This is a genomic window from Brevundimonas sp. (assembly GCF_029945885.1).
GTDB lineage: Bacteria > Pseudomonadota > Alphaproteobacteria > Caulobacterales > Caulobacteraceae > Brevundimonas.
On sequence record NZ_JAQSDK010000004.1, the window covers coordinates 201,162 to 226,686 of the forward strand.

Genomic DNA, 25,525 nt, shown 5'->3' on the forward strand with positions numbered 1-25,525 from the left:
ATGAAACTCGACAGTTCGATCGCGGCCGTGGTGACCGGCGGGGCCTCTGGCCTGGGCGAGGGCACGGCGCGCGCCATCGCCGCCACCGGGGCCCGGGTCGCCCTGTTCGACCTCAATGAGGAGAAGGGCGAGGCCATCGCCCGTGAGATCGGCGGGGTCTTCTGCAAGGTCGACGTCACGGATGACGCCTCGGTCGCCGCCGCCTTCATCAAGGCCCGGGCCGCCCATGGCCAGGAGCGGCTGCTGGTCAGTTGCGCCGGGATCGCCACCGGCCAGAAGACCGTGTCGCGCAAGAAGGACACCGGCGAGATCCGCGCCCATGACATGGCGTCCTTCGAGCGCACCGTGCGGGTCAATCTGTTCGGCACGTTCCGCGTCCTGTCGCAATCGGCGGCGGGAATGGTGACTCTGGAGCCGATGGCGGACGGCGAGCGCGGCCTGATCGTCAATACAGCCTCGGTCGCGGCCCAGGACGGCCAGGTGGGTCAGGCGGCCTATGCGGCCTCCAAGGGCGGGGTCTATGCGATGACCCTGCCGGTGGCCCGCGATCTGGCCCGGGAAGGTATCCGCTGCAACACCATTCTGCCCGGTATCATGTGGACGCCGATGATGGCCGACATGGACCAGAAGATCCAGGACGCCCTGGCCGCCCAGATTCCCTTCCCCAGTCGTCTGGGCACACCGGCCGACTATGCGTCCCTGGTGCTGGAACTGGCTCGCAACGTCTACATCAACGGCGAATGCATCCGTCTGGACGGGGCGATCCGGATGGCCCCGCGCTGATCGCCGGAAGCGGATCGCTCGAGGCTGATCGCCCCGGACGATCCGCATCGTCTTTTGGGCGCTATGGTCGCGACGCGGTCGCTCCCGGCCCGAGCGCCTCCGGCCTGGGACGGGACGCGGTCGCTCCCGACATGAGCGCAGCGCGAAGCGCCAGGCCGAGTCGGGTCGAGAAGGCGAAGCCTTCTCAGCGCGGCTAAACAAAAGCGGTGAAACGAAAAAGGGGCTTGCGAGGGGGCCGGGGTGTCCGCTATACGCCCGCCTCTCGACGAGACGGATCGCCCATGCAGGGCCCGTCGCGGAGTGCGGGCGTAGCTCAGTGGTAGAGCACAACCTTGCCAAGGTTGGGGTCGAGAGTTCGAATCTCTTCGCCCGCTCCAGTCGAGAAGTCTGTCCCCGGCGCGGCGCGGTCTTTCGCGCCCTTCGCCAGGGGCATATCAGACCCATCCCCGCCCGCCGCCCGGAGTCTTTTGCCGGGGCCAATCGTCGCGTTTGAGCTCACATCCCGTCCAGGGTTGGGGGCGGAGTGGCGACTCGCTTCACAGGGGTGCCACAATCCTGCGGTTCGCCTCTTGCAAGGTGTCGCGGGCGAGGCGCGCAGGGCGCCACTTTGGGACGATCGCGCATGTTCATGGAAGGTGAGGTGAACTGGGTTCTGCTGTTGGGCGGCACATGTGCCGTGCTGGCGGCGATTACCCTGGTCTCCCTCTGGTTCGCCCTGACCCACCGCGTGCGGCACGTCAGCACCAGTGACCAGCTGGACATGGTCCAGAAGGTCGCCGAGGCCGCCGACCGCCGGCTGCTGGAAACCCTGAACGCCATTCCGGTCGCCCTGGTCGAGACCGACCGGGCCGGGAAATTCGTCTTCGCCAACCGGGCCGCCCACCAACTGCTGGGACGGCGCGACGCCGAACTGATCGGCCTGCGGTTCCATTCCGCCACCTGGGGCATCACCTATCCCGACGGCCGTCCCGTGCCGCCCGACCTGCTGCCCAGCGCCCGGGCCCTACGCGGCCAGACGGTCAAGGGGTTCCAGCATCTGATGGCCAATCCGGCGACCCGCCGCAAAATGCTGGTCTCGGTCACCGCCATGCCGATCGAGGACACGCGCGGCGAGGTGACCGGTTCGATCGCCGCCATCGTCGAGACCGAAAGCCTGACCCAGCCCGAGCCCGCCCCGGTCGAGATGATCGAGGTCCCGGTCGCCCCGTCCGATCCGTTGACCCGTCGCGTGTTCGAGGCCGCTTCCAGCGCCCTGGTGGTGGTGGATGCCGACGGCCGGATACGGGAAGCCAACCGGACCGCCCTCGGTGTGCTGGACACGGTCGCCGACCTGACCGGCCAGGCCTTTGTTGATGTCTTCCTCGACGCGGCCGACCGGGTCTCCGGCCAGGCGGTCCTGCAGGCGGCTGTCACGGGCAGGGAGGTGAACGACCCGATCCTGTCCGGGATGGAGTCGGACCGTCCGGTCCGCTGGTCCCTGTTGCCCTTGCTGAATGAGGCCGGCGTGCCGGACGCCGTGCTTCTGGCCGGCGAACGGGCCGAGGGCCGCGGCGAGGCGGATGCGGCGGCGGCGGCGGCGGCGACGGTGGAGGTCGTGACGGCCGAGGCGGCTGATCGCGAGGCGGCGCTGGTGGCCGAGGCTGTTGCGGCCCGTCATGCGGCGGATCAGGCCCGTGCCGAGGCTGTGGCTGCCCATGAGGCCGCTCGCAAGGTCGAGGCCGATGCCCGCGCCGAACTGGAGGGGGGTCGCCGCATGGAGAGCGTCGGCCGGCTGACCGGCGGTGTGGCGCATGATTTCAACGCCCTGCTCGGCGTGATGACCGGGGCCCTGGACATGATGTTGCGCCAGGCCGACGATCCGGGACGGATCCGGCGACTGGGCCAGGCCGCCCTGGCGGCGGGCCGCAAGGGCGAATTGCTGACGCGGCGGCTGACCGCCTTCTCCCAGGGCGACGATTCGCCGGTGTTGCAGGTGCTGGACGCGGGCGTGCTGTTGCGCGGTCTCGAGGGCAAGCTGCGCGACCAGGCCGGTTCGGGCATCGACCTGATGATCGAGGGGCCGTCGGAAGAGGTCCGGGTCCGTCTGGATCCGGTCGCCTTTGACGGCGCGGTCCGGGCCCTGCTCGCCAATGCGATCGAGGCCCTCGACGGTCGGGGTTCGGTCGCGGTGCGGCTGGAGGCCCTGATGGAGGGCGGGGTGCGGCTGAGCGTGCGGGATTCCGGTCCCGGCATGGACGCCGAACTCGCGGCCCGCGCGGTCGAACCCTTCTTCACGACCAAGGAGGGGGCCGCCGGTCTGGGCCTGTCCCAGGCCTATGCCTTCGCGCGCCAGTCCGGCGGGGTCCTGTCGATCGACAGCCGTCCCGGTGACGGGGCCGAGGTGGCCATCACCCTGCCTGCCAGCGCCTGAGGCCCGACGACCCGGGTCTGGTCTCGACCCCGAAACAGTGGTTAGCCTTGTCCCGAAACGGGAGGTTCAACCATGAAACTGCTGCGCTTCATCCTCGTCCTGGTCGTCATTGCCTATGCCGGCTGGCTGGCCTGGCCGATCGTGTCCCCCTTCCTTGAGGGGGCCTCCCCCGGGGCCGCCGCGATGCGGGCCGGTGCCGAGGCTGCGGGCGGAGGCCTGCCCACCGCCGTGCTCTGGATCGCTGCAGCGGTCCTGTATCTGGTGGCGGCCCTGATGCTGGGGGCGGGCAACCCCAGGGCGGCGATCGCCTATTTCCTCGGCTTCATCGCGGATGCGGCCCTGCGACTGGCACTCGACAGCGGGGGGAGCGGCAGCGACATCGCCGCCCGCTCGGCCGAGGCTGTCGGCCCGGCCACATCCGGTCTCGGGATCGATCCAGCCTGGCTGGTGCTGGCCATCCTGCTGGTTGTGGGCGTTCTGGTCGTGCTGGCCAGTCGTCGCCGGCGTCGGGTCCGGACCCCGGGACAGCTGACGATCTGAGGCGGCGATCCGACCTGTTGCGCAGCGCAACCCTGTTTGATCGCCTCCGGGACGCCTATATCGGCTGTGACAGTTGACGCCCGCAGGGCGGACGCTAGGTTCCGCGCGCTCCCCCCGCGCCCGTTCGAGACCCAGAGGATTTCATGGCCGAAGCCAATTCGTATGACGTCATCATCATCGGTGGCGGACCGGGTGGCTACAATGCCGCGATCCGCGCCGGCCAGCTGGGGATGACCGCAGCCTGTATCGAGATGCGCGACACCCTCGGGGGGACCTGCCTTAATGTCGGCTGCATGCCGTCCAAGGCCCTGCTGCACGCCTCCGAAATGTATGAGGCCGCCAATACCGAGTTCGCCACCCTGGGTATCGAGGTCAGCCCCAAGCTGAACCTGGTCCAGATGATGAAACAGAAGGCCGAAAGCGTGGAGGCCCTGACCAAGGGCATCGAATTCCTGTTCAAGAAGAACAAGGTCGACTGGATCCGCGGCCGTGGCCGCATCACCGGCCCGGGCAGGGTCGAGGTCACCGCCGCCGATGGCAAGACCACCACACTGTCGGGCAGGAACATCGTCATCGCCACCGGCTCCGAGCCGACCCCGTTGCCGGGCGTGTCTTTCGAGGCCGGCAAGGTCATCGACTCGACCGGCGGCCTGTCGCTGTCGGCGGTACCCAAACACCTGATCGTCATCGGGGCCGGGATCATCGGCCTGGAGCTGGGTTCGGTCTGGCGTCGCCTCGGGGCCGAGGTCACGGTGGTTGAATATCTGCCGCGTATCAGTCCCGGCATGGACAGCGACCTGGCCAAGGCCTTCCAGCGCGTCCTGACCAAACAGGGTATGACCTTCAAGCTGGGCTCAAGGGTCACGGGAGCCAAATCGGGCAAGGACGGCGTCGAACTGACCGTCGAGCCGGCCGCCGGCGGGGCCGCCGAGACGCTGAAGGGCGATGTGGTCCTGGTGGCCATCGGCCGCCGTCCGTATACGGACGGACTCGGTCTGGAGACGGTCGGGCTGGAGCCGGACAAGCGCGGTGTCATCGGCAATGATCATTTCCGTACCGGCAAGGACGGGGTCTGGGTCATCGGCGACGTCACCACCGGTCCGATGTTGGCCCACAAGGCCGAGGAGGACGCGGTCGCCGTGATCGAACTGATCGCCGGCAAGGCCGGACACGTCGACTACAACCTGGTGCCGAGCGTGGTCTATACGTCGCCGGAAGTGGCCTGGGTCGGTCAGAGCGAAGACCAGTTGAAGGCCGACGGGGTCGCCTACAAGGTTGGCAAATTCCCGTTCAGCGCCAACAGCCGCGCCAAGATCAATCATGAGACCGAGGGTTATGCCAAGGTGCTGGCCGACGCGACGACCGACCGGATCCTCGGGGTGCACATCCTCGGCCCCCAGGCCGGCGAGATGATCGGCGAGGCCTGTCTGGCCATGGCCTTCGGCGGGGCGTCGGAAGACATCGCCCGCACCAGCCATGCCCACCCGACCCGGTCCGAGGCCGTCAAACAGGCGGCCATGGGCGTCGAGAACTGGACCATGCAGGCCTGACCGGCGGCGTCTGGCTCGCCGGTCGGTTCAGCGCGCGGGTCGGGGCCGGGCGACGGCCGGTGAAGGCCACGGCATTGTCCGGGAAGTCCAGGGTCACCTCGTGGAAGCGGCTGAGCACGTCGGCCCCCAACAGCAGGGCCGGCCGATCCGCCATTTCGAGGGTCTCGAAACAGTGAAGGTCGGCGAACAGCAGGGGGGTTGAGCCCAGCCGGGTCAGGCCCAGCCTGAGATCGTCGACCTGCAGCAGGTCAGCGTTCAGCCGCTGTCCCGTCACCCCATAGACCCGCACCGGTCGGGGGGCGCGTCGCCGGTCCGGATTGCGGGCCGAGATCGCCCGGCTGAGCGCCAGATTGCCGATTGAATACTGGGCCCCGCTGTCGACGAAGGCCGAGGTTGTCTGCCCGTCGACCTGCACCTGGGTCAGGACCAGCTGGCCATAGCGCCCCCGGACGGTATTCATACGGCCCCTGCGGATGCGTGAGCCGGTCTGGACGTCCCCGCCCAGGACAATCCGAACCCCGCGCAGGGTCAGGGTGGCGGTGCGGCGCGCCACGTCGAACATCAGGCGGAAACGGCTCAGGACATCAAGGCCGATCAGGCCGTCTGCGCCCAGTTGATCGCGCTGGAACACCGGGCACTGCAGCTGCGGAAAGCCCATGCCGTTCAGGTCCAGCCGCTCGACCCTGACCGTGCGGGCCATGGCCGCTTCGGTGATGCCGTGGACCAACACCGGGTCACCGGCCGGCAGGCCCAGGCGATCGGCGACCGTATCGGCGATCGAGGTTGTGCCTGCCCCGGTGTCGATCACAAAGACAAAGGGGCCCTGTCCGTTGATATAGACCCGGGCTCCGACCCGGTTGAACAGATTGGTCAGCAGGCGGATTTCGGCGACATCGGCGGCGGGCGCGAGCGGCACGGCCTCCCGGGGCCCGTTGTCCTGGGCCCAGACGGGCGCGCCGCCGAATCCCCCAAACGTCGCACCGAGCCCGGCGAGCAGGAGTCTGCGATCAGGTCCTGGTGTTCGATCGACGGTCAGGGCGGACTCCCCGGCGGTTTCGATCGTCATGTTAAGCCGGGTTTCGGCCCGATGGCGAATCCGCGACGGTCAGGCGCGCGGGTGGGCGGCCGCATAGGCCCCCATCAGCCGTTCAGCGTCGACGGCCGTATATTTCTGGGTCGTCGACAGGCTGGCATGGCCCAGCAGTTCCTGGATGATGCGCAGGTCCGCGCCCGCCCCCAACAGGTGGGTGGCGAAGCTGTGGCGCAGGGCGTGGGGCGTGGCGCTGTCGGGCAGGCCCAGCCGCCCCCGCAGGGTCTGGACCGTGGCCTGGACGTGGCGCGGGCTCAGCGGCCCGCCCCGGCGCGCCCGGAACAGGGCGTCGGACGGCTGCAGTGGAAACGGCACCAGGGCCAGATAGGCGTCCACCGCCGTGCGCACGACCGGCAGGACCGGCACCAGCCGCGTCTTGCCGCCCTTGCCGGTGATGCGCAGGGTCTCCGGCACCGGAGCGTCGGCCCGGGTCAGGGACAGGCCTTCCGAAATTCGCAGGCCGCAGCCGTACAACAGGGTCAGGACCGCCCGGTCGCGGGCCGCCTCCCACGGGGGCAGGTCGGGATCGGCCTGCGGTTCGTGCAACAGGCCGCGCGCCTGGTCCTCGGTGATCGGCCGCGGCAGGGACGGTTTGACGCGCGGGCCGCGCACCAGGGCGACCATCGGGGACGGGGTGTCCAGTCGGCGGTCGAGAAACCCGTGCAAGGTGCGGATCGCCGACAGGGTCTGGCTCAGGGACCGGGCGTTCAGCGGATGATCGCCGCCGCGACGCTCGGCCAGATGGGCGCGAACCTCGGCGGCCGTGACCGTGCCCAGGTCCGCGAGGCGCTGGGCCGCGCCGCGATGCCGTTCGAGGAAGGCCAGATACTGCCGTCCGATATGGCCATAGGCCTCCAGCGTCCGCGGCGACAGCCGCCGTTCGTGGGCCAGATGTTCGAGCCAGGCCGACAGGGCGGCGGCGGCGGTCAGTTCAGGATGGGCCATCGTTCGGCCGTGCGTTCGACGACCCGGGCGATGAAGGCCACCAGTTCGCAGCCCATCTCCGGCGTAAAACCGTCCGCCTCGGCCGAGGCGAAGGCGCACAGGGCCGGGCGGCTGGTGGCGTCAGCCCCGGGAAAATGGGGGGTCATGCGGATCAGGGCGACCGATTTCACCTCGGCGTCCGGGGCGCTGAACAGGTCGAGTTCGTCAAAATGGGGGCCCAGCCAGGTCAGGCCATGGTCGCCCAGCAGGCCGTCGACACCGCCGGCTTCAAGACTACGCCAGCCGAAGGGAACGCCGCCGGGCTTTTCCACGGCAATGGCGGCCCCGGCCAGGCCGAAACGCCCTTGTGCCACCGCGTCGAGCCGGCGGGCGAGATCCGACGGATTGCGGGCTTCCAGCAGGTCGAGGGCGGCGACATGGGTCTGGGTCTGGGCGGCGAAATTGGCGCGGGCCACGGCCTCGATCCGCTTGCGGGCGTCGGCCTCGCGCTCGGCGGCGGCCTCCAGCCGGGTCAGGGCGGCCCGGCCGAACTCGACGACATTGCGGCCGTGCGGCTTCAGACCGATCTCTTCCAGCAGGGTCCGGTCGTCGAGCAGGAAATGCGGATGGGCCTGCAGCCAGGTGCGGATTTCCGGCCAGTGCGGCGCGTCGGTCTCGACGTCCGGAAAAAGATCAGGCGTACCGTTCAACAAGATCTCTCCCGGAACCCCGTCAGGGGCGCGATTACAGAATCGACTGACCGGTCTTGCCCCAGTCCGCCAGGAAGGCATCAAGACCCTTGTCGGTTAACGGGTGCTTGATCAGGGCCTTGAAGGTTTCGGCGGGCAGGGTGGCGGCGTCGGCCCCGGCCAGGGCGGCGGCCGTGACCTGTTCGGGATTGCGCAGCGAGGCGGCCAGGATTTCGGTGCTGAAATCATGGATGTCGAACAGGGTGCGGATGTCGTCCAGCAGGCCGATTCCATCAGCGCCGACATCTTCCAGCCGGCCGACGAAGGGCGAGACGAAGGTCGCCCCGGCCTTGGCGGCCAGCAGGGCCTGGGCGGCCGAGAAACACAGGGTGACGTTGGTGCGGATACCCTTGTCGGCAAACACCCGCGTCGCCCGCAGTCCGTCCCAGGTCAGGGGCAGTTTGACCACGACATTGGAGGCGATGGCGGCCAGTTTCTCGCCCTCGCGCACCATGGTCTCGAAATCGGTCGCCACGGCCTCGGCGGAGATCGGCCCCTCGACGAGGGCGCAAATCTCGGCGATGACCTCGGCGATGTTACGACCGGATTTGGCGATCAGCGAAGGATTGGTGGTAACGCCGTCCACCATGCCCGTGGGGACCATGTCCTTGATGACGGCGACGTCGGCTGTGTCGAGGAAGAGTTTCATGCCGCTGGTTCTAGCCGAGGGGGACAGACAGTGAAAGTCGCCTCCGTGCTCATTCCCCTGCCGGTGGCCGAGGCCTTTGACTATGAGGTGCCCGCGGACCTGGCGCTGGAGCGCGGGGATCAGGTCTCTGTGCCGCTGGGCCCGCGCCTGATCCGCGGCATTGTCGTCGAGGTGCGCGAGACTACCGGATCGAACCGGCGGCTCAAGCCCGTGGCGGCGCTGGTTGATGATCCGCGCCTGCCGCCCCGGACTGTCGACTTCGTCGAATGGGCCGCGCGCTGGACCCTGAGTCCGCCCGGCGAGATGGCCGCCGCCGCCCTCAAGGGGCTGCGCGCCCCGCGACCGCGCCCGGAGCGCCGCGTGCGACGCATCGGAGAGCGGGAGCCGGGCCGGGCCACCCCGGCGCGAACGGCGGTGCTGGCGGCCCTGGCCGAGACATCGATGACGGCCGCCGATCTGACCCGGGTCGCCGGGGTTTCGGCCGGGGTGATCAAGGGTCTGGTCGACGAGGGGGTGCTGGAAACCGTCGAGATCACGGCCGAAACCGCCTTTGCTGCACCGGATCCGGACCATGCCCCGGCGACGCTGAACCCGGATCAGGCGGCGGCGGCGGATGCCATCGCCGCGGCCACGGCCCGGGGCGGCTTCGAGCCCTTCCTGCTGGACGGGGTCACCGGCTCTGGCAAGACCGAGGCCTATCTGGAGGCCGTGGCCCGGACCCTGAGGCGCGACCCGGCGGCCCAGGTGCTGATCCTGCTGCCTGAAATCGCCCTGACCCAGGACCTGATCGCCCGTATCACCGCCCGGTTCGGCGCGGCCCCGGCCGAATGGCATTCGGGCGTGACCCCGCCGCGCCGCCGCCGGGTCTGGGAGGCCGTGGCCGCCGGGACCTGCCCGATCGTCGTCGGGGCCCGCTCGGCCCTGTTCCTGCCCTTTCCGAACCTGAAGCTGATCATCATCGATGAGGAGCACGACGGCTCGTTCAAACAGGAGGACGGGCTGGTCTATCACGGGCGCGACCTGGCCGTGGCCCGGGCGCGGATCGAAGGGGCAACGGTGGTCCTGGCCTCGGCCACCCCGTCGCTGGAGACATTGTGGAATGCCCACGGCGGTCGCTACGGCTGGCTGAAGCTGGCGGCGCGGCACGGGGCGGCGGTCCTGCCGGATATCGCCCTGCTGGACCTGCGGCAAACCCCGCCCGACCCCCAGACCTGGCTGTCCCAGCCCCTGCGCGAGGCGATCGGCGAGACCTTCGCCCGCGGCGAGCAGACCCTGCTGTTCCTCAATCGCCGCGGCTATGCGCCGGTGGTGCTGTGCCGGGCCTGCGGCCACCGGCTGACGGCTCCCGACACCGACAGCTGGCTGGTCGAGCATCGTTATACCGGGCGGCTGGTCTGCCACCTGACCGGCTTTACCATGGCCCGGCCCAAGGCCTGTCCGTCCTGCGGGGCGGTCGACTCCCTCGTCGCCGTCGGCCCCGGGGTCGAACGGGTCGAGGAGGAGGTGCGCGCCCTGTTCCCCGAGGCCCGCACCGCCGTGTTCAGTTCGGACACCGTGCCCGATGCGAAATCGGCCCGGGCCCTGATCCAGAGCATGGTCGCGGGTGAGATCGATATTCTCGTCGCCACCCAGGCGGCGGCCAAGGGTCACAACTTCCCCAACCTGACCCTGGTCGGGGTGGTCGATGCCGATCTCGGCCTGCGCGGCGGTGACCTGCGCGCGGCCGAGCGCACCTTCCAGCTGCTGACCCAGGCCACCGGCCGGGCCGGCCGGGCCGACCGGCCGGGTCGGGCCCTGCTGCAGACCTGGACGCCCGACCATCCGGTGCTGCAGGCGCTGGCGGCCGGCGACCGAGACGGCTTCGTCGCCGCCGAACTGGCCGAACGCGAGGCGGCGTCCCTGCCGCCCTACGGCCGGCTGGCGGCCCTGATCCTGTCGGGCGAGAATGCGGTGGCGGTGGAGACCACGGCCCAGGCCCTGGCCCAGGCCATTCCCAATGCCGAACGGCTGGAGGTCTATGGGCCGGCCGATGCGCCGCTGGGTCTGATCCGGGGGCGGCGGCGCAAACGGCTGCTGGTGCGGGCCGACCGCGACGTCGACCTGCAGGGCTTCCTGCGCGCCTGGCTGGCCCGGGTGAAGGTGCCGGGTTCGGTTCGGCTGACCGTCGACGTGGATCCCTATAGTTTTCTTTGAAGCGCTACCGCTCGCGCCACGGGCGCTCGCTGCTTGAGCGCCAGGCGGTGTCGGGTCGGGAGGTCCCGGAGGGCCGACGACCGCCGCCCGACAGAATGCCGCGGTTAGCGCGGTCCGGTCAGCCGGATTTCGAACAGGATCGGCCAGTTCTTGCCGGTGACGAACAGGCGGCGACCGTCCGGGTCCCAGGCGATGCCGTTCAGCACCGCGTCGGTCGGATCCAGTCCCGATCGGTCGGGCATCAGGCCGGTCAGGTCGACAATGCCGTTGACCCGGCCGGTGGCCGGATCGATCCGGACGATGAAGTCGGTCTGCCAGACATTGGCCAGGACCTGGCCCTCGATCCATTCCAGCTCGTTGAGCCGGGCCAGGGGCTGTCCACGCAGGGTCACCGGCACCTGACCGGTCTCGGCCAGGGTGTGGGGATCGAGAAACCGCAGTGTCGCCGTGCCGTCGGACAGGATCAGCCGCTCTGTGTCATGGGTCAGGCCCCAGCCCTCGCCCGCATAGGTGAACTCACCCTTCGGCTCGAGGTCGTCGGGACCCCAGATGAAGCCCTTGCCGCCCTTCCAGGTCAGGGTCAGGACGCGGTCGCCGAAGGCGGTCAGGCCCTCGCCGAAATAGGCGCTGTCGAGGTCGCGTCGCTGCAGCACGACCCCGTCTTCCAGCCGAACCCGGCGCACGGTCGACGGATTGCGACCGGTGCTCTCCAGCAATTCGCCGTTCCGGAACTCAAGGCCCTGGGTGAAGGCCCGGGGGTCGTGCGGATAGCGGTTCACGATCTCGAATCCGTAGACCGGAATGGCGGCGGGCGCGGGCGGGGCCGCCGGTGCCTGGGCCAGGGCCGGAACCGGAGCCAGCAGTAGAAGCAGGAACAGTCCGGCCCGGCGCATGATCAGGCTCCGGACGAGTTGACCACGGGCGGGTTCAGTTCCGCCTCATGGGCTTCCCGTGCCGCGTGTTTTTTCTCGGCGGATCGGCGGCCCATCATGTTCAGACCCTCCACCAGGCCCGAGAAGGCCATGGCAGTGTAGATATAGCCCTTGGGCACATGGACGCCGAAGCCGTCGGCGATCAGCACCATGCCGATCATCAGCAGGAAGCCCAGGGCCAGCATCACCACGGTCGGGTTCTTGTCGATGAAATTGGCCAGCGGGGTCGCGGCCAGCAGCATCACGGTGACGGCGACGATCACCGCGACCATCATGATCGGCACATGATCGGTCATGCCGACGGCGGTCAGGATGGAATCGACCGAGAAGACCAGGTCCAGCATGATGATCTGCACGATCGCCGACCCGGCGTTGGCGATGACCACATCCTTCTTGTCGAGCATGCCAGAGGTCGGGCTCGGGTCGACGGTGTGGTGAATCTCCTTGGTCGCCTTCCACAGCAGGAACAGGCCACCGGCGATCAGGATCAGGTCACGCCAGCTGAAGGCCGTCTCGAACAGGGGCGCGCCATGTTCGATCGGGCCGGTCAGGCCCAGGTCGAACACCGGCTGGGTCAGGGCGACGATGAAGCCGATCGTCGCCAGCAGAGCCAGGCGCATGATCAGGGCCAGGCTGATGCCGATGCGGCGCACCCGCGGGCGGTCCTTTTCGGGCAATTTGTTCGACAGGATCGAGATGAAGACCAGATTGTCGATCCCCAGCACCACCTCCATGATGATCAGGGTGACGAGGGCCAGCCAGGCCGCCGGGTCGGTGAGAAGGGGTGTGATGCTGTCGAACATGAAGGGGGTCCCGGATCAGATGATCTGTGCCTCTGGTAGCGGCAGGGCGGTCCGCCATCAAGCGACCCGAGTGTCGCCCCCGTCGCCGTCCGGCACCACGCTGACCAGGGCACCCGGTCCTCCGCCCGCCAGGACGGCCGCGCGGACGGCGGCGTGGCTGGCGGCGCTCTGGGCCTCGACATAGATGCGGCCCGCCTGGGGATAGGCGGCGCGGATGCGATGTTCCAGCCGGGCGACGGTATTCTCGACCTGGGCCGCAGACAGGGCATTGTCGAAATCGAGGCTGAGAACCACGAGAATCTCGTTCGGCCCGAAATGCATGGTCTTGGAGTCATTCAGGCCGACCACGCCGGGCTCTGCCCGGGCGATGGTGGCGATCCCCTCCCGGGTCTCGGGATCGGCGGCCTCACCGGTCAGCAGGCTCTGGCTCTCGAAGGCCAGGAAGGCCGCCGTCAGGGCCAGGATGAGCCCGATCACGACCGAGGCCACGCCGTCCAGCACCGGCAGGCCCAGCCACTGGCTGGCCGCCAGGCCGACCAGGGCGACCACCAGACCCGCCAGCGCCGCCGTATCCTCGAACAGGACGGTGAAGACCGTCGGGTCCTTGCTGTTGCGCACGGCGGCGAGGAAGGGGCGGCCGGCGCGCTCGCGGTCGAAGGCCCGCAGGGCGACATACCAGGAGGCCCCTTCGAACAGGATGGCCAGACTGAGCACCAGATAGTTGATCCAGGGCGTCTGGATCGCTTCGGGGAATTCGATCCGGTGGATGCCGTGCAGGATGGAAATGACCGCGCCGACGCCAAAAATCAGCACGGAGACGACAAAGGTATAGAAATACAGCTGCAACCCGTGACCGAACGGATGGCTGGGCGTGGCCGGGCGCGCCGCCCGTTTCAGCCCGATCAGCAGCAGGATCTGGTTGCCGGTGTCGACCGCGGAATGGATCGCCTCGCTCATCATCGCCGAGCTGCCGGTGAACAGGGCCGCCACCAGCTTGGTGATGGCGATGGCTGTATTCCCGGCGAGGGCCGCGAAGATGACGTTCCTGGATGTCGAAGCGGCCATGGGCGAAACGGGGTCCGGATAGAGGCGCGGTGATCGACGGGAGCGTCGCTGCGACCCTATCGTTCCGTTCGCGTCGGTTGCGAGCGGGAAAAGCCCATGCTATCAGGCGCCCGGCTTCCACGGGGCGTTTCTCACGAAACGGCCCTTGGCGTGCTTTCCTAAGCATTTCAAGCCTTTGACCGGCACGGACCCCGTTGCCGGTCGCGACCCGAACGCTTCGATCTACGCTTTCCCTTGGGCGGACCTAATAAGTGGCTGACGAATTCAGAACGACAGAAGTCGGCGCGCGCTATGCAAAGGCGCTGTTTGACCTCGCTGGCGAGACCGGGTGTCTCGACGCTGTACGCGCCGACCTGGCCGCCCTGCGCGCTGCCTGGGGCGAGAGCGCGGACCTGCGCCGTCTGGCCAGTTCGCCGGTCATCTCGGCCGATGACCAGCGCCGTGGCCTGGTCGCCGTGGCCGAAAAGGCGAAATTTGACGCCACCACCGTGAAATTCCTCGGCCTGCTGGGCCAGAACCATCGCGCCGGTGACCTGCCGGCGGTGATTGCAGGCTTCGACGCCCTGTATGCGCAACAGGCCGGCATCGTCGCCGCCGAGGTGGTTTCGGCCGCCGCCCTCGACGCCGGGCAGCTGCGCAGCATCAAGGCCGCCCTGACCCAGGCCCTGGGCAAGGACCCCGAAATGACCGCCCGCGTCGATCCGTCGCTGCTGGGTGGATTGAAGGTGAAGGTCGGCTCGCGCCTGTTCGACGCCTCGCTGAAGACCAAGCTCGACCAGATGAAATTCGCCCTCAAGCGGGCCTGATCCAACACCAATTGACGACCGGGCCCGCGGGTCCGGACCCAAAAGACGAAAGCCAGAGAGCCCATCATGGACATCCGCGCCGCCGAAATTTCGGCTATCCTCAAGTCGCAGATCGCCAATTTCGGCGTGGAAGCGGACGTGTCCGACGTTGGACAGGTTCTGTCCGTCGGTGACGGCATTGCCCGCATCCACGGTCTGGACAATGTCCAGGCCGGCGAGATGATCGAATTCCCGAAGGCCGGCGTGAAGGGCATGGCCCTGAACCTCGAGCGCGACAACGTCGGGGCCGTGATCTTCGGTCAGGACAACCAGATCGCCGAGGGCGACGAGGTCCGCCGTCTGGGCGAGATCGTGGATGTTCCGGTCGGCAAGGGCCTGCTGGGCCGCGTCGTCAACCCGCTGGGCGAGCCGATCGACGGCAAGGGCCCGATCGAGTTCACCGAGCGTCGCCGCGTCGACGTCAAGGCCCCGGGCATCATCCCGCGCAAATCGGTGCACGAGCCGATGCAGACCGGCCTCAAGGCCATCGACACCCTGATCCCGATCGGCCGTGGCCAGCGCGAGCTGATCATTGGTGACCGTCAGGTCGGCAAGACCGCCGTGGCCATCGACGCCATCCTGAACCAGAAATCGACCAACGCCGCCGCCAAGGGCGAGGGCGAGAAGCTGTACTGCATCTATGTCGCCATCGGGCAGAAGCGCTCGACCGTGGCCCAGATCGTCAAGACGCTCGAGGAGCGCGGTGCGCTGGACTACACCATCGTCGTCGCCGCCACGGCGTCGGAGCCGGCCCCGCTGCAGTTCCTGGCCCCGTTCTCGGGCACGGCCATGGGCGAGTTCTTCCGCGACAACGGCATGCACGCCCTGATCGTCTATGACGATCTCTCCAAGCAGGCTGTGGCCTATCGCCAGATGTCCCTGCTGCTGCGCCGCCCGCCGGGCCGTGAAGCCTATCCGGGCGACGTCTTCTATCTGCACAGCCGCCTGCTGGAGCGTTCGGCCAAGCTGAACGCCGACTACGGCTCGGGCTCGATGACGGCCCTGCCGCTGATCGAGACCCAGGCCAACGACGTTTCGGCCTACATCCCCACGAACGTGATCTCGATCACCGACGGCCAGATCTTCCTCGAGTCCGACCTGTTCTACCAGGGCATCCGCCCGGCCGTGAACGTCGGCATCTCGGTGTCGCGCGTGGGCTCCTCGGCCCAGACCAAGGCGATGAAGAAGGTCGCCGGCTCGATCAAGGGCGAACTGGCCCAGTATCGCGAGATGGCCGCCTTCGCCAAATTCGGCTCTGACCTGGACGCCTCGACCCAGAAACTGCTGGCCCGCGGCGCGCGCCTGACGGAACTCCTGAAGCAGCCCCAGTACAGCCCGCTGACCATGGAAGAGCAGGTCGTCTCGGTCTACGCCGGTACGCGTGGTTACCTCGACGGCATCGCTGTCGGCGACATCGGCCGTTTCGAGACCGAGCTGCTGGCCCGCATCAAGTCGTCGAACGCCGGCCTTCTGGACGGCATCCGCGCCAAGAAGGATCTGACCGCCGAGCTCGAGGCCGAGCTGAAGTCGGTGCTGGACGCCTTCCTCAAGACGTTCGCCTGAGCCTGGTCGGATAGCGAGAAAGTAGCGCCGGATGGCCAGCCTCAAGGAAATGCGCAATCGGATCGGAAGCGTGAAGTCCACGCAGAAGATCACGAAAGCCCTGAACATGGTCGCCGCGGCCAAGCTGAAGCGTGCCCAGGATCAGGCTGAAAGCGCCCGCCCCTATGCCCGCAAGATGGCCGCCGTGATCGCCAATCTGGCGGCCGGGGTGTCGGGCGATGGCGCGCCGAAACTGCTGGCGGGCACGGGTTCGGACCAGAAGCACCTGATCGTCGTCGCCACCGGCGACAAGGGTCTGGCGGGTGGTTTCAACACCAACGTCATCCGTGCCGCGCGCGAGCGCATCAAGACCCTGATCGACTCCGGCAAGGATGTCCGCATCATCGCCGTGGGCCGCAAGGTTCGCGACGGCCTTGGCCGTCTCTATGGCGACCGCATCGTCCGCACCTTCGAGATGAGCGACCACAAGGTCGTCGGCCTGCCCGCCGCCGAGCCGATTGCCGCCCTGATCGCCGAGGAGTTCGAGACCGGCAACGCCGACGTCGTGACCCTGATCTACAGCCGCTTCCAGTCGGTCATCGCCCAGGTGCCGACGCCGAAGCAGCTGATCCCGGCCGTCGTCGACGGTGACGCGCCGCCGATCAACCTGAACGGCGCCGCCTATGAGTATGAGCCGTCGGAAGAGGAAATCCTCGAGACGCTCCTGCCGCGCAACATCACGACCCAGGTGCTGGCCGCGCTGTATGAGAACCAGGCCAGCTTCTTCGCGGCCCAGATGGCTGCCATGGACAATGCCACGCGCAACGCCGGCGACCTCATCAATGCCCTGACGCTGAGCTACAACCGCAAGCGTCAGGCCCAGATCACCACCGAACTGATCGAGATCATCGCCGGCGCCGAAGCCCTCTGATCCGATCCCCGCCCTGATACGCCACGCACGACCTTCCGAACGGAACGAACCGATGACCGACACAACCAAGAAACCCGCCGCCAAGAAGCCCGCCACCAAGGCCGCTCCGAAGGCTTCCACGGCCGCCGCGACCGGCAACACCGCCTTCACGGCCGGCACCGGCGTGGGCAAGATCGCCCAGGTCATCGGCGCCGTCGTTGACGTCGAGTTCACCGGCCAGCTGCCGGCGATCCTCAACGCCCTGGAAACCCAGAACGTCGACCAGAAGACCGGCAAGCCGTTCACCCTGGTTCTGGAAGTCGCCCAGCACCTCGGCGAGAACATGGTCCGCACCATCGCCATGGACACCTCGGAAGGCCTGACCCGCGGTCAGGCCGTGGTCGACACCGGCACCTCGATCCTGGCGCCGGTCGGCCCCGGCACCCTCGGCCGCATCATGAACGTCGTCGGCGCGCCGATCGACGAACAGGGCCCGATCAAGACCACGATGTACCGTCCGATCCACCGCGAGGCACCTTCGTTTGAAGAGCAGTCGACCTCGTCGGAAATCCTCGTCACGGGGATCAAGGTCATCGACCTGATGTGCCCCTATACCAAGGGCGGCAAGGTCGGCCTGTTCGGCGGTGCCGGCGTGGGCAAGACCGTGACCATGCAGGAGCTGATCAACAACATCGCCAAGGCCTACGGCGGTTATTCGGTTCTGGCCGGCGTGGGTGAGCGCACCCGCGAGGGCAACGACCTGTATCACGAGATGATCGAGTCCAACGTCAACGTGGACCCTGCCAAGAACGGCGGCTCGACCGAGGGCTCCAAATGCGCCCTCGTCTACGGCCAGATGAACGAGCCTCCCGGTGCCCGCGCCCGCGTCGCCCTGACCGGTCTGGCCCAGGCCGAATATTTCCGTGACGAAGAGGGCAAGGACGTCCTGCTGTTCGTCGACAACATCTTCCGTTTCACCCAGGCCGGTTCCGAAGTGTCGGCGCTGCTGGGCCGTATCCCCTCGGCCGTGGGCTATCAGCCCACCCTGGCCACCGAGATGGGCAACCTTCAGGAGCGGATCACCTCGACCAAGAAGGGCTCGATCACCTCGGTCCAGGCCATCTACGTCCCCGCCGACGACCTGACCGACCCGGCCCCGGCCGCCTCGTTCGCCCACCTTGACGCGACGACCGTGCTGAACCGCGACATCGCCGCCCAGGCCATCTTCCCGGCCGTGGATCCGCTCGACTCGACCTCGCGCATCATGGACCCGCTGGTCATCGGCGAGGAACACTACCGCGTCGCCCGTTCGGTCCAGGAAGTGCTGCAGCAGTACAAGGCGCTGAAGGACATCATCGCCATCCTCGGCATGGATGAGCTGTCCGAAGAGGACAAGCTGATCGTCTCGCGCGCCCGCAAGATCAGCCGCTTCCTGTCGCAGCCGTTCTTCGTGGCCGAGCAGTTCACCAACGCCCCGGGCAAATTCGTGTCGCTGGAAGACACGATCCGCTCGTTCAAGGGCATTGTCGCCGGCGAATACGACCACCTGCCGGAAGCCGCCTTCTACATGGTCGGCGCGATCGAGGAAGCCGTCGAGAAGGCCCAGAAGCTCGCCGCCGAGGCGGCCTGATCCATGGCCGGCAAGCTGCAGTTCTCGCTGGTGTCGCCTGAGCGCGAGGTCTTCACGGGCCTCGTCGACCAGGTCGACGCCGCCGGCGTTGAGGGCGACTTCGGCGTCCTGCCGGATCACGCCCCGTTCATGACCGCCCTGCGCGAAGGCCGGGTCACGGTCATCGACGGCAATACGCGCCGTGCCTTTGACGTTCAGGGCGGCTTTGCCGACGTCAACGCCGAAGGCCTGACGATCCTGGCCGAGCACGCGGTGGAAGTCGCCGCGACCTGATTTCCGGTGACGGGCGCGGCCTGAACCGCCGCCGCCCTGTCCCACATACGACCTCGAGGCCACGTCCTCCCCCGGATCTGCGGGGTTGAAGTCCGGGACGGCCCGGCACCTTCAACGTGGAGGGCCGCCATGGCCTGGGTCTATCTCGTCATCGCCGGACTGCTCGAAATCGTCTGGGCCTATTTCATGAAACAGTCGGCGGGGTTCACCCGCCTGTGGCCCAGTGTGATCACCTTCGTGACCATGGGGATGAGCTTCGGCCTGCTGTCGATCTCGATGAAGGCCCTGCCGCTGGGCACGGCCTATACAGTCTGGACCGGCATCGGCGCGGTCGGGGCCTTTGTCGTCGGGGCCCTGTGGCTGAACGAGGGGGTGCATCCGATGCGGGTGGCCGCCGCCGGCCTGATCGTCGCCGGACTGGTCCTGATGCGGCTTGCGCCGGGCAATGCGGTTTAATGCCGGCGTGGCCTAGCCGGCCAGGTCCGTGAAGGCGGCCACGACCTGCGCATAGACGTCGCGCTTGAACGGCACGATCAGGTCGCAGGCCTCGTCCAGCCGACCCCAGCGCCAGGCGTCGAACTCGATCTCGCCATGGGCGTCCAGATCGATCTCGGAGTCCGGCCCGGTGAAGCGATAGGCGAACCATTTCTGCTTCTGGCCCAGCCAGCCGCGCGCCTGTTTGGTGCCGCCGTAGCCGACCGGAAACGCATAGGCGATCCAGTCGTCGGTTGCCCCCAGCGGCTCGACCGAGCGGACGCCGGTCTCTTCATACAGCTCGCGCCGGGCCGCGATCTCGAACGCCTCGCCGTCGTCGACGCCGCCCTGCGGAAACTGCCAGCAGTGGGGGGATTTGCTGCCCGCACGCCGGCCGTACCAGACGCGCCCGTCCGGGTGGAACAGCACCACGCCGACATTGGCACGATAGCGGGACAGGTCGGGCGCGGGCGCGGTCATGATCCCACCCTTAGCTTCCGGTCCCGATGCGGTCGAGCGGCTTAGCGTCCGGGCCGCTGGGCCATGGCCGAGGCGGGGGCCAGTTGCAGGCCACGGGCGTCCAGTCCGGCGCTCCAGCGGGCGACGGCCTCGACCGTCACCGGATAGCTGAAGCCGGTGCCCAGGGCCTGGCCGCGCGACTTGGCCAGGGCCTCGATGGCGTTCAGCTGGCCGACGATGGCGGTCGGGGACTGGGTCTCGTCGATGACCCGGTCGGCGCTGGCGCGGGACCAGGCCCCGGGCTTGTGATTGGCCGAGCCGTCGTCGACGAAGGCCACGCCGCGGCGGCGCAGCACGCCCATAAAGGCGGTCATCCCCGTCTCCGAGGTCATGAACCGGTCACCCAGATAGTTGGTCACGCCGAAATAGCCGGTCGCCCGGCCCAGCAACCAGGCCATCCGGGCCTGGATGTCATTGGCGTCGGCCTCGGCCAGCAGGGTGTAGGGGCCGGGATCGTTGTCGGGATAGCCGGTCGGCTCCATCGGGATTTCGATCATCACCTCATGGCCCTGGGCCCTGGCCAGGTCGATCCAGCCCTGCAGGCCCTCGGCATAGGGAACGAAACTCAGGGTGACCTCGGCGGGCAGGCGCTCGATGGCGGCGCGGGTGGTCACGGCATTGAGGCCGAGGCCGCCGACGATCACGGCCACGCGCGGCTTGCCGTTGGCACGGAAGGGGCGGGCATAGGCCTGGGCGGGCACCCGGCCGTCGGTGGCGATCATCGGCAGGGGGCCGCTGGGGCCAGGCTGGCTGAGGCCGGCGATCGGGCTGGCGGGCAGGGGCTGGGCCTCGCGCCGCGGTGCGGTAATGCTGGATCCGCCGGCCACGGTGGCTCCGTCGGGCAGGGTGATCAGGGCCTCGCCTCCGGCCGCGCCGCTCGGGTCGAGCCCGGCATCGGCCGTGGTCAGGTCCTGGTACAGGCCCATGGCCCCGGCCGAAAAGGCGTCGAGGCCGGACGGGGCCTCGGGCGGGGCGACGGCCTCGCGGGTCAGCGAAACCCGGGCGGAGGGGGTTCCGGCCCGGGGGTCGCCCAGTACGGTCAGGAACAGGGCCGCGGCCCCCAGCAGCAGCAGGCCGGCACCGGCCACGGCGGCCGGCGGCTTCTTCATCACCGCCAGAACCGGGGCCGCCCGTTCACGCAGGCTGCGACGCGCCGGGGGCGTACCGGCGGCGGCGGCGAGGGCGGACTGGCGTTTGGCGAATAGGGACAAGACGGTACGCTCGGGTCGGGGACCGTGCGCACGGCCCTCTTCGAGAGTCAGAGTGCCCGACGCCGGTTAAGAAACCCTAACGCGGCGTTCACCATGCGGTGGCGACTATTTGGCCGGGGCCGCCGCGGTGACGCCGTCGACCGCACCCTCGGGCAGGGTGACCACTATACCGGCCGGCGGGGTCTCCAGCCGGTCCAGATGCCCACCGGCCCGAAGCACGTCAAAGGCCCGCTGCAGCTGATAGTCCGTGGCCTCGTCGAAGTCTTCGCCGGGCGCTTCATAGGGGGTATGGGCTCCCCTGCGCTCGGCCCCGATCGAGGCGTCCAGGGCCGTGGCATAGGCGGCTTCGGAATAGATGAAGCTGGAGCGTGACACGATCCGGGCCTCGGCGGCCGAGCGCGCCACCTCGAGGTCCGGCTCAATGCCGATCTTCTGGATCGAGCGCCCGGACGGCGTGTAGTAGCGCGCCGTGGTGATCGACAGGGCCCCGTCCGCCCCGCCCCTCAGCGGAATTACGGTCTGGACCGATCCCTTGCCGAAGCTGGTCAGGCCGACCAGCGTGGCCCGCTCCTGGTCCTTCAGCGCGCCGGCCACAATCTCCGAGGCCGAGGCCGAGCCGTAGTTGATCAGGACCACGACCGGCAGGCCACCGGTCTGGTCGCCGGGCCGGGCGGCATAGCGTTCGATCTGGTCCGGCTTGCGCCCGCGCTGGCTGACGATCTCGCCGCGTTCGAGGAAGGCGTCCGAAACATCGATGGCCGCCGTCAGCAGGCCGCCGCCGTTATTGCGCAGGTCGAGGACATAGCCCTTAAGGGCCGGGTTCTCGCGCTTCAGGCGCGAGATGGTCTCGGTCAGCTCACGGCCGGTATTTTCGTTGAAGGTCGAGATCCGCAGATAGCCGAACTCGCCCTCGACCCGGCCGGTGACCGATTCCACCTTGATGACCTCGCGGGTCAGCGTGACCTCCAGCGGATCCTCGCCGTCGCGCAGGAAGGTGACGTCGACCGTGGTGCCGATGGCCCCGCGCAGCTTTTCCGACACCTGGGTCACGGTCAGGCCGGCGGCGTTCTGGCCGTTGATCGACTGGATCACATCCCCCGCCTGGACGCCGGCGCGGGCGGCGGGCCCGTCATCCATCGGCGAGATGATCTTCACCAGCCCGCCCTCGGAGGTGATGGTCAGGCCGACGCCGGAATACTGGCCCTCGGTACGCTCGCGCAGATCGCCGTAGCCGGCGGGGGGCAGATAGTTGGAATGGGGGTCCAGCGCCGTCATCATGCCGGCCAGGGCCGCCTCGATCAGCTTCTTGTTGTCGACCGGCACCACATAGGCCTGCTCGGTCAGGGCCAGGACGTCGCCGAACAGTTCGACCATCCGGAAGGTTTCGTTGCGCGGGGTCTGGGACACGGTCGCGGCACTGACGCCCACCAGGGTGAGAACGGCACAGCCGACGAGAAGCAATTTACGCATTCGGTCTTTTCCAGTGGGCCTGCGACGGCCCGTCCGTCACTCACAAGCGATGTGGTCGCGACCAAATCGTGGCCGTGCCGGGTTTCGGCGATAAAATCAGCGTCATCACGCCTTGGGAAGCGGTTTCGCGTGCCCCGGGCGCGAGCCGACCGGTCATTTCAGCCACGGGGCGGGATCGATCGCCCGTTCGTCACGCCTCAGACCGAAATAGACCTCGCCATCGGCCCCGCTGCGTCCCAGGGTCTCGCCGTCGTCGACGCGGTCCCCGGCGCTGACCGACACGGCTTCGAGACCGGCCACGACGACGCGCCAGCCCGGACCGAGGTCGAGGATGACGACCTGGCCCCAGTCATCGAGCGGGCCGGCGAAGGCGACCCGGCCGGTGGCGGGGGCCGCCACTTCGCGACGGTCGGCGCGCCAGCGCCAGCCGTCGCTGCCGGCCCCGAACCGTTCGGACGGACTGCCGCTGACCGGCGGCGTCAGCCGGCTGCGGCCGGCGGGCAGGCGGGCGGTGCGACTGACCGTCTCGACCTCGCCGGTCGGGACCGTGCCGCCGAGACTGCGAATCCGGGCCTGCAGCACGCCGGCGGCGCGTTCGGCCTGTTGGGCCTCGCTGCGCAGCACGGTCTGAAGGGCGCTCTTGCGGGCGGACAGGCTCTCGATCTCGGCCCGGCGATCGCCTTGGGCGCTTTCGACGGTGAACAGGCGTTCGCTGGACAGGGCCGCCAGCCGGCGCACCCGGCCGATCTCGGCCTGCTGGTCGGTCAGGACCCGGACCCGGGCCTGGATCTCCGGGGCCATGGCCTTGAGCAGGATGGCGGCCCGCACCGTCTCGGTCGCGCGCGTCGCCGGGATCAACAGCGGCGGCGGCGGGCGACGGCTCATCATCTGCAAGGCCGACAGAAGGCGCGACTGTCGCCCCCGCACGCGCGACAGGTCGGCGATCAGGGCCGCCTCGCGGGCCCCCAGTTCGCGCAGCCGGGTCCGCTGGGCGGTGATCTGGCGGTCGTCGGTGGCCACGGTCGTCCGCAGCTGGGTCAGCTGGCGATCGAGGTCGACGATCTCGGCCGCGGCCTCGGCGGCCTCGGCCCGCAGCCGGCGGCCCCGGGCCTGTTCGTCGCGGAACTCGGCCTGTAGCCGGGGCACCTCATCGGCGGGCGCAGGCTGGCCGACGGCCGGGACGGCGACGATCAGGCCGAGGACGGCGAGGATGAGGGCGCGACGCATCAGTCGCGATGATAGGGCGAACCGGCCAGGATGGTCACCGCCCGGTACAGCTGTTCGGCCAGCATGGCCCGCGCCAGGGCGTGCGGCCAGGTCTGGGGCCCGAAGGCCAGGGTCGAGGCGGCGGCGTCGAGGACGCTGCGGTCCAGACCGTCCGCCCCGCCGATGGCGAAAACCAGCCGGCGCTCGCCGCGATCCCGCAGGTCGGCGACATGGTCGGCGAAGGCGCGGCTGGAGAAGGTCCGGCCGCGTTCATCGCAGGCGATCAGATGCGTTCCCTCTGCGGCCTTGAGGATCAGCTCGGCCTCGGGGGCCTTGCCGGCCTTGCGCGGTTCCAGGTCAACCAGCTCCATCGGCCCGAGGCCGAGGGCCCGTCCGGCCAGGCCCGCGCGTTCGGCATAGTCCGCGGCCAGAGTCGCCTCTGGCCCGCGTCCCGGCTTGCCGATCGCGAGGATGGCCAGCTTCATCGGATGGAAATCAGGTCGAGGAAACGCGGTGGCCGCTGTCGACCGACCAGATCTTCTCGATGTTGTAGAAGGTCCGCACCTCGGGCCGGAACAGGTGGACGATGACGTCACCGGCGTCGATCAGGACCCAGTCGCAGTGCGGCATGCCCTCGACCTTGGCCTTGCCGAGGCCGAATTCCTTGACGGCGCGCTGCAGGTGGTCCGCCAGGGCCCCGACGTGACGATGCGAACGCCCGGAGGCGACGATCATGGTGTCGGCCATGGGGCTCTTGCCCTTGAGGTCGATCAGAACGATGTCCTGGGCCTTGTCCTCGTCGAGCTTGGCCAGGATCGCCTGTTCCAGCGGGGTCGAGCCGACGGGAAGGGGAGCCTGCAGACCGTCTTCGTTATGGATGGGTTCGATCGGGTCCATCTCATGCGCCGCGTTCGAGGCGGCGCTGTCTTGCGCATCGTGCGCGGGCGAGGGGGTCAGCGGAGGGCTCCGGGGAGGTTCAATAAAGCGGCCTTCTAGCACGAACCGCAGCCGCCGTCACGCGGCGGGGAATTGCAGCCGTGCAGCCCGGATCGCCGTCGAGGATCGCGGGTTCAACGGGGCCGGCAGATAGGTCCAGGCCGGCGTCGGGGCGGTCGGCAGAAGCCGGGCCTGTCCGGCCGGCAGTCTGAAGGCGGCGAACCGCCGCGCCGCCGGGGCCGTGCGGCTGTTCAGCAGGCTTCCCGGCCGGGCGATTACGGCCACCGGCATCAGCCGCATGATGTCGGTCCAGCCGCGCCACAGGTGGAAACTGGCCAGGTTGTCCGATCCCATCAGCCAGACGAAATGGACGCCCGGATGCCGCGCGGTCAGGGCCCGCAGCGTGTCAACGGTCCAGCCGGTGCGGATGCGGCTCTCGACGTCCGAGACCACCATGGCCTGGCCCGAGGCGGCCATGGCGGCGGCCGAACGGGCCGAGGCCATCCGTTCGGACAGGGGGGCGGTGTCGGCCGTGTCCTTCAGGGGGTTCTGCTTCGACACCATCCAGATGACCCGGTCGAGATCGAGCCGGCGCATGGCCGTTTCGGCGACATGGGCGTGGCCGTCGTGGGCGGGGTTGAACGAGCCACCGAACAGGCCGACGCGCATCCCCGGAGCCAGGTTGAGCCCGTCTCGCAGCGCCCCCGGACGGGGACCGAAGGCCTGTGCGGCCGGACCGGCATGGAAGAAGGACAAGGCGGGCTCGCGCGGACTTATGCTCACAGGGGAGCTAACACGCGCCCGCCCCCCTGTCGCGCCTC

The 25,525-nt window shown here is 68.8% G+C and carries 25 protein-coding genes and 1 tRNA gene; 12 read left to right on the forward strand and 14 right to left on the reverse strand.

The features are described 5' to 3' along the window. From PSV00_RS03535 to lpdA, 5 genes are all read left to right on the forward strand, one after another. Window positions 1–783 (forward strand): SDR family oxidoreductase, encoded by a 783-nt coding sequence (locus PSV00_RS03535; RefSeq protein WP_300444947.1) that lies wholly within the window; start codon window positions 1–3, stop codon window positions 781–783. A gap of 302 nt (window positions 784–1,085) precedes the next feature. Beyond that, window positions 1,086–1,160, forward strand: a tRNA-Gly gene (locus PSV00_RS03540). A gap of 245 nt (window positions 1,161–1,405) precedes the next feature. Beyond that, entirely contained in the window at window positions 1,406–3,193 is a 1,788-nt protein-coding gene (locus PSV00_RS03545) for a PAS domain-containing protein (protein ID WP_300444950.1), read from the forward strand. Between the two features lie 72 nt (window positions 3,194–3,265). Continuing rightward, complete coding sequence (locus PSV00_RS03550) at window positions 3,266–3,733, forward strand: hypothetical protein (RefSeq protein ID WP_300444953.1); 468 nt, start codon at window positions 3,266–3,268, stop codon at window positions 3,731–3,733. Window positions 3,734–3,876: 143 nt separating this feature from the next. Then, window positions 3,877–5,283, forward strand: a complete 1,407-nt coding sequence (lpdA, locus tag PSV00_RS03555) for a dihydrolipoyl dehydrogenase (protein WP_300444955.1) — start codon at window positions 3,877–3,879, stop codon at window positions 5,281–5,283. Here the strand turns inward: lpdA and PSV00_RS03560 are convergent. The 4 genes from PSV00_RS03560 to fsa are packed head-to-tail and all read right to left on the reverse strand — an operon-like array spanning window position 5,237 to window position 8,695. Beyond that, window positions 5,237–6,349 carry an aspartyl protease family protein gene (locus PSV00_RS03560; RefSeq protein WP_300444958.1) on the reverse strand — a complete coding sequence of 371 codons (1,113 nt, stop codon included), beginning with the start codon at window positions 6,347–6,349 and terminating at the stop codon, window positions 5,237–5,239. The two genes, lpdA and PSV00_RS03560, sit on opposite strands and share 47 nt — an antisense overlap. Window positions 6,350–6,388: 39 nt before the next feature. Further along, the gene (locus PSV00_RS03565) at window positions 6,389–7,318 is read right to left on the reverse strand and encodes a tyrosine recombinase XerC (protein ID WP_300444961.1); all 930 of its coding nucleotides are present in this window, start codon (window positions 7,316–7,318) and stop codon (window positions 6,389–6,391) included. Continuing rightward, window positions 7,300–8,007, reverse strand: a complete 708-nt coding sequence (locus PSV00_RS03570; RefSeq protein WP_300444964.1) for a DUF484 family protein — start codon at window positions 8,005–8,007, stop codon at window positions 7,300–7,302. The genes PSV00_RS03565 and PSV00_RS03570 overlap by 19 nt, the downstream gene beginning before the upstream one ends. 34 nt (window positions 8,008–8,041) lie before the next feature. After that, on the reverse strand, window positions 8,042–8,695 hold the full coding sequence (gene fsa / locus PSV00_RS03575; protein WP_300444967.1) for a fructose-6-phosphate aldolase: 654 nt from the start codon (window positions 8,693–8,695) through the stop codon (window positions 8,042–8,044). Window positions 8,696–8,725: 30 nt separating this feature from the next. Here fsa and PSV00_RS03580 point away from each other — a divergent pair, with 30 nt between their 5' ends. Beyond that, window positions 8,726–10,888, forward strand: coding sequence for a primosomal protein N' (locus PSV00_RS03580; RefSeq protein ID WP_300444969.1), 2,163 nt, complete (start codon window positions 8,726–8,728; stop codon window positions 10,886–10,888). 104 nt (window positions 10,889–10,992) lie between these two features. On the opposite strand, the gene PSV00_RS03585 is transcribed toward PSV00_RS03580, so the two are convergent. Genes PSV00_RS03585 through PSV00_RS03595 form a run of 3 tightly spaced genes read right to left on the reverse strand, consistent with a single transcriptional unit; the run spans window position 10,993 to window position 13,688 of the window. Further along, window positions 10,993–11,781 carry a glutaminyl-peptide cyclotransferase gene (locus PSV00_RS03585; RefSeq protein WP_300444972.1) on the reverse strand — a complete coding sequence of 263 codons (789 nt, stop codon included), beginning with the start codon at window positions 11,779–11,781 and terminating at the stop codon, window positions 10,993–10,995. A 2-nt stretch (window positions 11,782–11,783) separates the two neighbouring features. Next, window positions 11,784–12,623, reverse strand: a complete 840-nt coding sequence (locus PSV00_RS03590; protein ID WP_300444974.1) for a TerC family protein — start codon at window positions 12,621–12,623, stop codon at window positions 11,784–11,786. A gap of 57 nt (window positions 12,624–12,680) precedes the next feature. Beyond that, window positions 12,681–13,688: a cation diffusion facilitator family transporter gene (locus PSV00_RS03595; protein ID WP_300444976.1), complete on the reverse strand. Its 1,008-nt coding sequence runs from the start codon at window positions 13,686–13,688 to the stop codon at window positions 12,681–12,683. A gap of 251 nt (window positions 13,689–13,939) precedes the next feature. On the opposite strand from PSV00_RS03595, the gene PSV00_RS03600 reads away from it, so the two are divergent. From PSV00_RS03600 to PSV00_RS03625, 6 genes are all read left to right on the forward strand, one after another. Continuing rightward, window positions 13,940–14,494, forward strand: a complete 555-nt coding sequence (locus tag PSV00_RS03600; RefSeq protein WP_300444979.1) for a F0F1 ATP synthase subunit delta — start codon at window positions 13,940–13,942, stop codon at window positions 14,492–14,494. A gap of 66 nt (window positions 14,495–14,560) precedes the next feature. Next, window positions 14,561–16,096 carry a F0F1 ATP synthase subunit alpha gene (gene atpA / locus PSV00_RS03605; RefSeq protein ID WP_300444982.1) on the forward strand — a complete coding sequence of 512 codons (1,536 nt, stop codon included), beginning with the start codon at window positions 14,561–14,563 and terminating at the stop codon, window positions 16,094–16,096. Between the two features lie 31 nt (window positions 16,097–16,127). Next, entirely contained in the window at window positions 16,128–17,006 is an 879-nt protein-coding gene (locus tag PSV00_RS03610; protein WP_300444985.1) for a F0F1 ATP synthase subunit gamma, read from the forward strand. Between the two features lie 52 nt (window positions 17,007–17,058). Continuing rightward, window positions 17,059–18,615, forward strand: coding sequence for a F0F1 ATP synthase subunit beta (gene atpD, locus PSV00_RS03615; protein WP_300444987.1), 1,557 nt, complete (start codon window positions 17,059–17,061; stop codon window positions 18,613–18,615). Between the two features lie 3 nt (window positions 18,616–18,618). Continuing rightward, a complete protein-coding gene (locus tag PSV00_RS03620) occupies window positions 18,619–18,888 on the forward strand; it encodes an ATP synthase F1 subunit epsilon (protein ID WP_300444990.1) in 270 nt (89 codons plus the stop codon). Window positions 18,889–19,017: 129 nt separating this feature from the next. Then, window positions 19,018–19,344 (forward strand): multidrug efflux SMR transporter, encoded by a 327-nt coding sequence (locus PSV00_RS03625; RefSeq protein ID WP_300444993.1) that lies wholly within the window; start codon window positions 19,018–19,020, stop codon window positions 19,342–19,344. Window positions 19,345–19,356: 12 nt separating this feature from the next. On the opposite strand, the gene PSV00_RS03630 is transcribed toward PSV00_RS03625, so the two are convergent. From PSV00_RS03630 to PSV00_RS03660, 7 genes are all read right to left on the reverse strand, one after another. Further along, window positions 19,357–19,842 carry an RNA pyrophosphohydrolase gene (locus PSV00_RS03630; protein WP_300444995.1) on the reverse strand — a complete coding sequence of 162 codons (486 nt, stop codon included), beginning with the start codon at window positions 19,840–19,842 and terminating at the stop codon, window positions 19,357–19,359. A gap of 41 nt (window positions 19,843–19,883) precedes the next feature. Next, complete coding sequence (locus tag PSV00_RS03635) at window positions 19,884–21,092, reverse strand: divergent polysaccharide deacetylase family protein (protein WP_300444997.1); 1,209 nt, start codon at window positions 21,090–21,092, stop codon at window positions 19,884–19,886. A gap of 105 nt (window positions 21,093–21,197) precedes the next feature. Then, window positions 21,198–22,562, reverse strand: coding sequence for a S41 family peptidase (locus PSV00_RS03640; protein ID WP_300445000.1), 1,365 nt, complete (start codon window positions 22,560–22,562; stop codon window positions 21,198–21,200). Between the two features lie 153 nt (window positions 22,563–22,715). Beyond that, window positions 22,716–23,789: a peptidoglycan DD-metalloendopeptidase family protein gene (locus PSV00_RS03645; RefSeq protein ID WP_300445003.1), complete on the reverse strand. Its 1,074-nt coding sequence runs from the start codon at window positions 23,787–23,789 to the stop codon at window positions 22,716–22,718. After that, window positions 23,789–24,253 (reverse strand): 23S rRNA (pseudouridine(1915)-N(3))-methyltransferase RlmH, encoded by a 465-nt coding sequence (gene rlmH / locus PSV00_RS03650; RefSeq protein ID WP_300445004.1) that lies wholly within the window; start codon window positions 24,251–24,253, stop codon window positions 23,789–23,791. The genes PSV00_RS03645 and rlmH overlap by 1 nt, the downstream gene beginning before the upstream one ends. A gap of 10 nt (window positions 24,254–24,263) precedes the next feature. Then, window positions 24,264–24,665 (reverse strand): ribosome silencing factor, encoded by a 402-nt coding sequence (gene rsfS / locus PSV00_RS03655; protein ID WP_300445006.1) that lies wholly within the window; start codon window positions 24,663–24,665, stop codon window positions 24,264–24,266. A 117-nt stretch (window positions 24,666–24,782) separates the two neighbouring features. Further along, window positions 24,783–25,460 (reverse strand): nicotinate-nucleotide adenylyltransferase, encoded by a 678-nt coding sequence (locus PSV00_RS03660; protein ID WP_300445008.1) that lies wholly within the window; start codon window positions 25,458–25,460, stop codon window positions 24,783–24,785. Window positions 25,461–25,525: the final 65 nt, after the last annotated feature.

What these genes read in the sequence shown, in the direction of transcription:
- PSV00_RS03535 (WP_300444947.1), top strand. Translation starts at nt 1, where the DNA reads ATGAAACTCGACAGTTCGATCGCGGCCGTGGTGACCGGCGGGGCCTCT.
- PSV00_RS03545 (WP_300444950.1), top strand. Translation starts at nt 1,406, where the DNA reads ATGTTCATGGAAGGTGAGGTGAACTGGGTTCTGCTGTTGGGCGGCACA.
- PSV00_RS03550 (WP_300444953.1), top strand. Translation starts at nt 3,266, where the DNA reads ATGAAACTGCTGCGCTTCATCCTCGTCCTGGTCGTCATTGCCTATGCC.
- lpdA (WP_300444955.1), top strand. Translation starts at nt 3,877, where the DNA reads ATGGCCGAAGCCAATTCGTATGACGTCATCATCATCGGTGGCGGACCG.
- PSV00_RS03560 (WP_300444958.1), bottom strand. Translation starts at nt 6,349, where the DNA reads ATGACGATCGAAACCGCCGGGGAGTCCGCCCTGACCGTCGATCGAACA.
- PSV00_RS03565 (WP_300444961.1), bottom strand. Translation starts at nt 7,318, where the DNA reads ATGGCCCATCCTGAACTGACCGCCGCCGCCGCCCTGTCGGCCTGGCTC.
- fsa (WP_300444967.1), bottom strand. Translation starts at nt 8,695, where the DNA reads ATGAAACTCTTCCTCGACACAGCCGACGTCGCCGTCATCAAGGACATG.
- PSV00_RS03585 (WP_300444972.1), bottom strand. Translation starts at nt 11,781, where the DNA reads ATGCGCCGGGCCGGACTGTTCCTGCTTCTACTGCTGGCTCCGGTTCCG.
- PSV00_RS03590 (WP_300444974.1), bottom strand. Translation starts at nt 12,623, where the DNA reads ATGTTCGACAGCATCACACCCCTTCTCACCGACCCGGCGGCCTGGCTG.
- PSV00_RS03595 (WP_300444976.1), bottom strand. Translation starts at nt 13,688, where the DNA reads ATGGCCGCTTCGACATCCAGGAACGTCATCTTCGCGGCCCTCGCCGGG.
- atpA (WP_300444982.1), top strand. Translation starts at nt 14,561, where the DNA reads ATGGACATCCGCGCCGCCGAAATTTCGGCTATCCTCAAGTCGCAGATC.
- PSV00_RS03610 (WP_300444985.1), top strand. Translation starts at nt 16,128, where the DNA reads ATGGCCAGCCTCAAGGAAATGCGCAATCGGATCGGAAGCGTGAAGTCC.
- atpD (WP_300444987.1), top strand. Translation starts at nt 17,059, where the DNA reads ATGACCGACACAACCAAGAAACCCGCCGCCAAGAAGCCCGCCACCAAG.
- PSV00_RS03620 (WP_300444990.1), top strand. Translation starts at nt 18,619, where the DNA reads ATGGCCGGCAAGCTGCAGTTCTCGCTGGTGTCGCCTGAGCGCGAGGTC.
- PSV00_RS03625 (WP_300444993.1), top strand. Translation starts at nt 19,018, where the DNA reads ATGGCCTGGGTCTATCTCGTCATCGCCGGACTGCTCGAAATCGTCTGG.
- PSV00_RS03630 (WP_300444995.1), bottom strand. Translation starts at nt 19,842, where the DNA reads ATGACCGCGCCCGCGCCCGACCTGTCCCGCTATCGTGCCAATGTCGGC.
- PSV00_RS03640 (WP_300445000.1), bottom strand. Translation starts at nt 22,562, where the DNA reads ATGCGTAAATTGCTTCTCGTCGGCTGTGCCGTTCTCACCCTGGTGGGC.
- PSV00_RS03645 (WP_300445003.1), bottom strand. Translation starts at nt 23,789, where the DNA reads ATGCGTCGCGCCCTCATCCTCGCCGTCCTCGGCCTGATCGTCGCCGTC.
- rlmH (WP_300445004.1), bottom strand. Translation starts at nt 24,253, where the DNA reads ATGAAGCTGGCCATCCTCGCGATCGGCAAGCCGGGACGCGGGCCAGAG.
- rsfS (WP_300445006.1), bottom strand. Translation starts at nt 24,665, where the DNA reads ATGGACCCGATCGAACCCATCCATAACGAAGACGGTCTGCAGGCTCCC.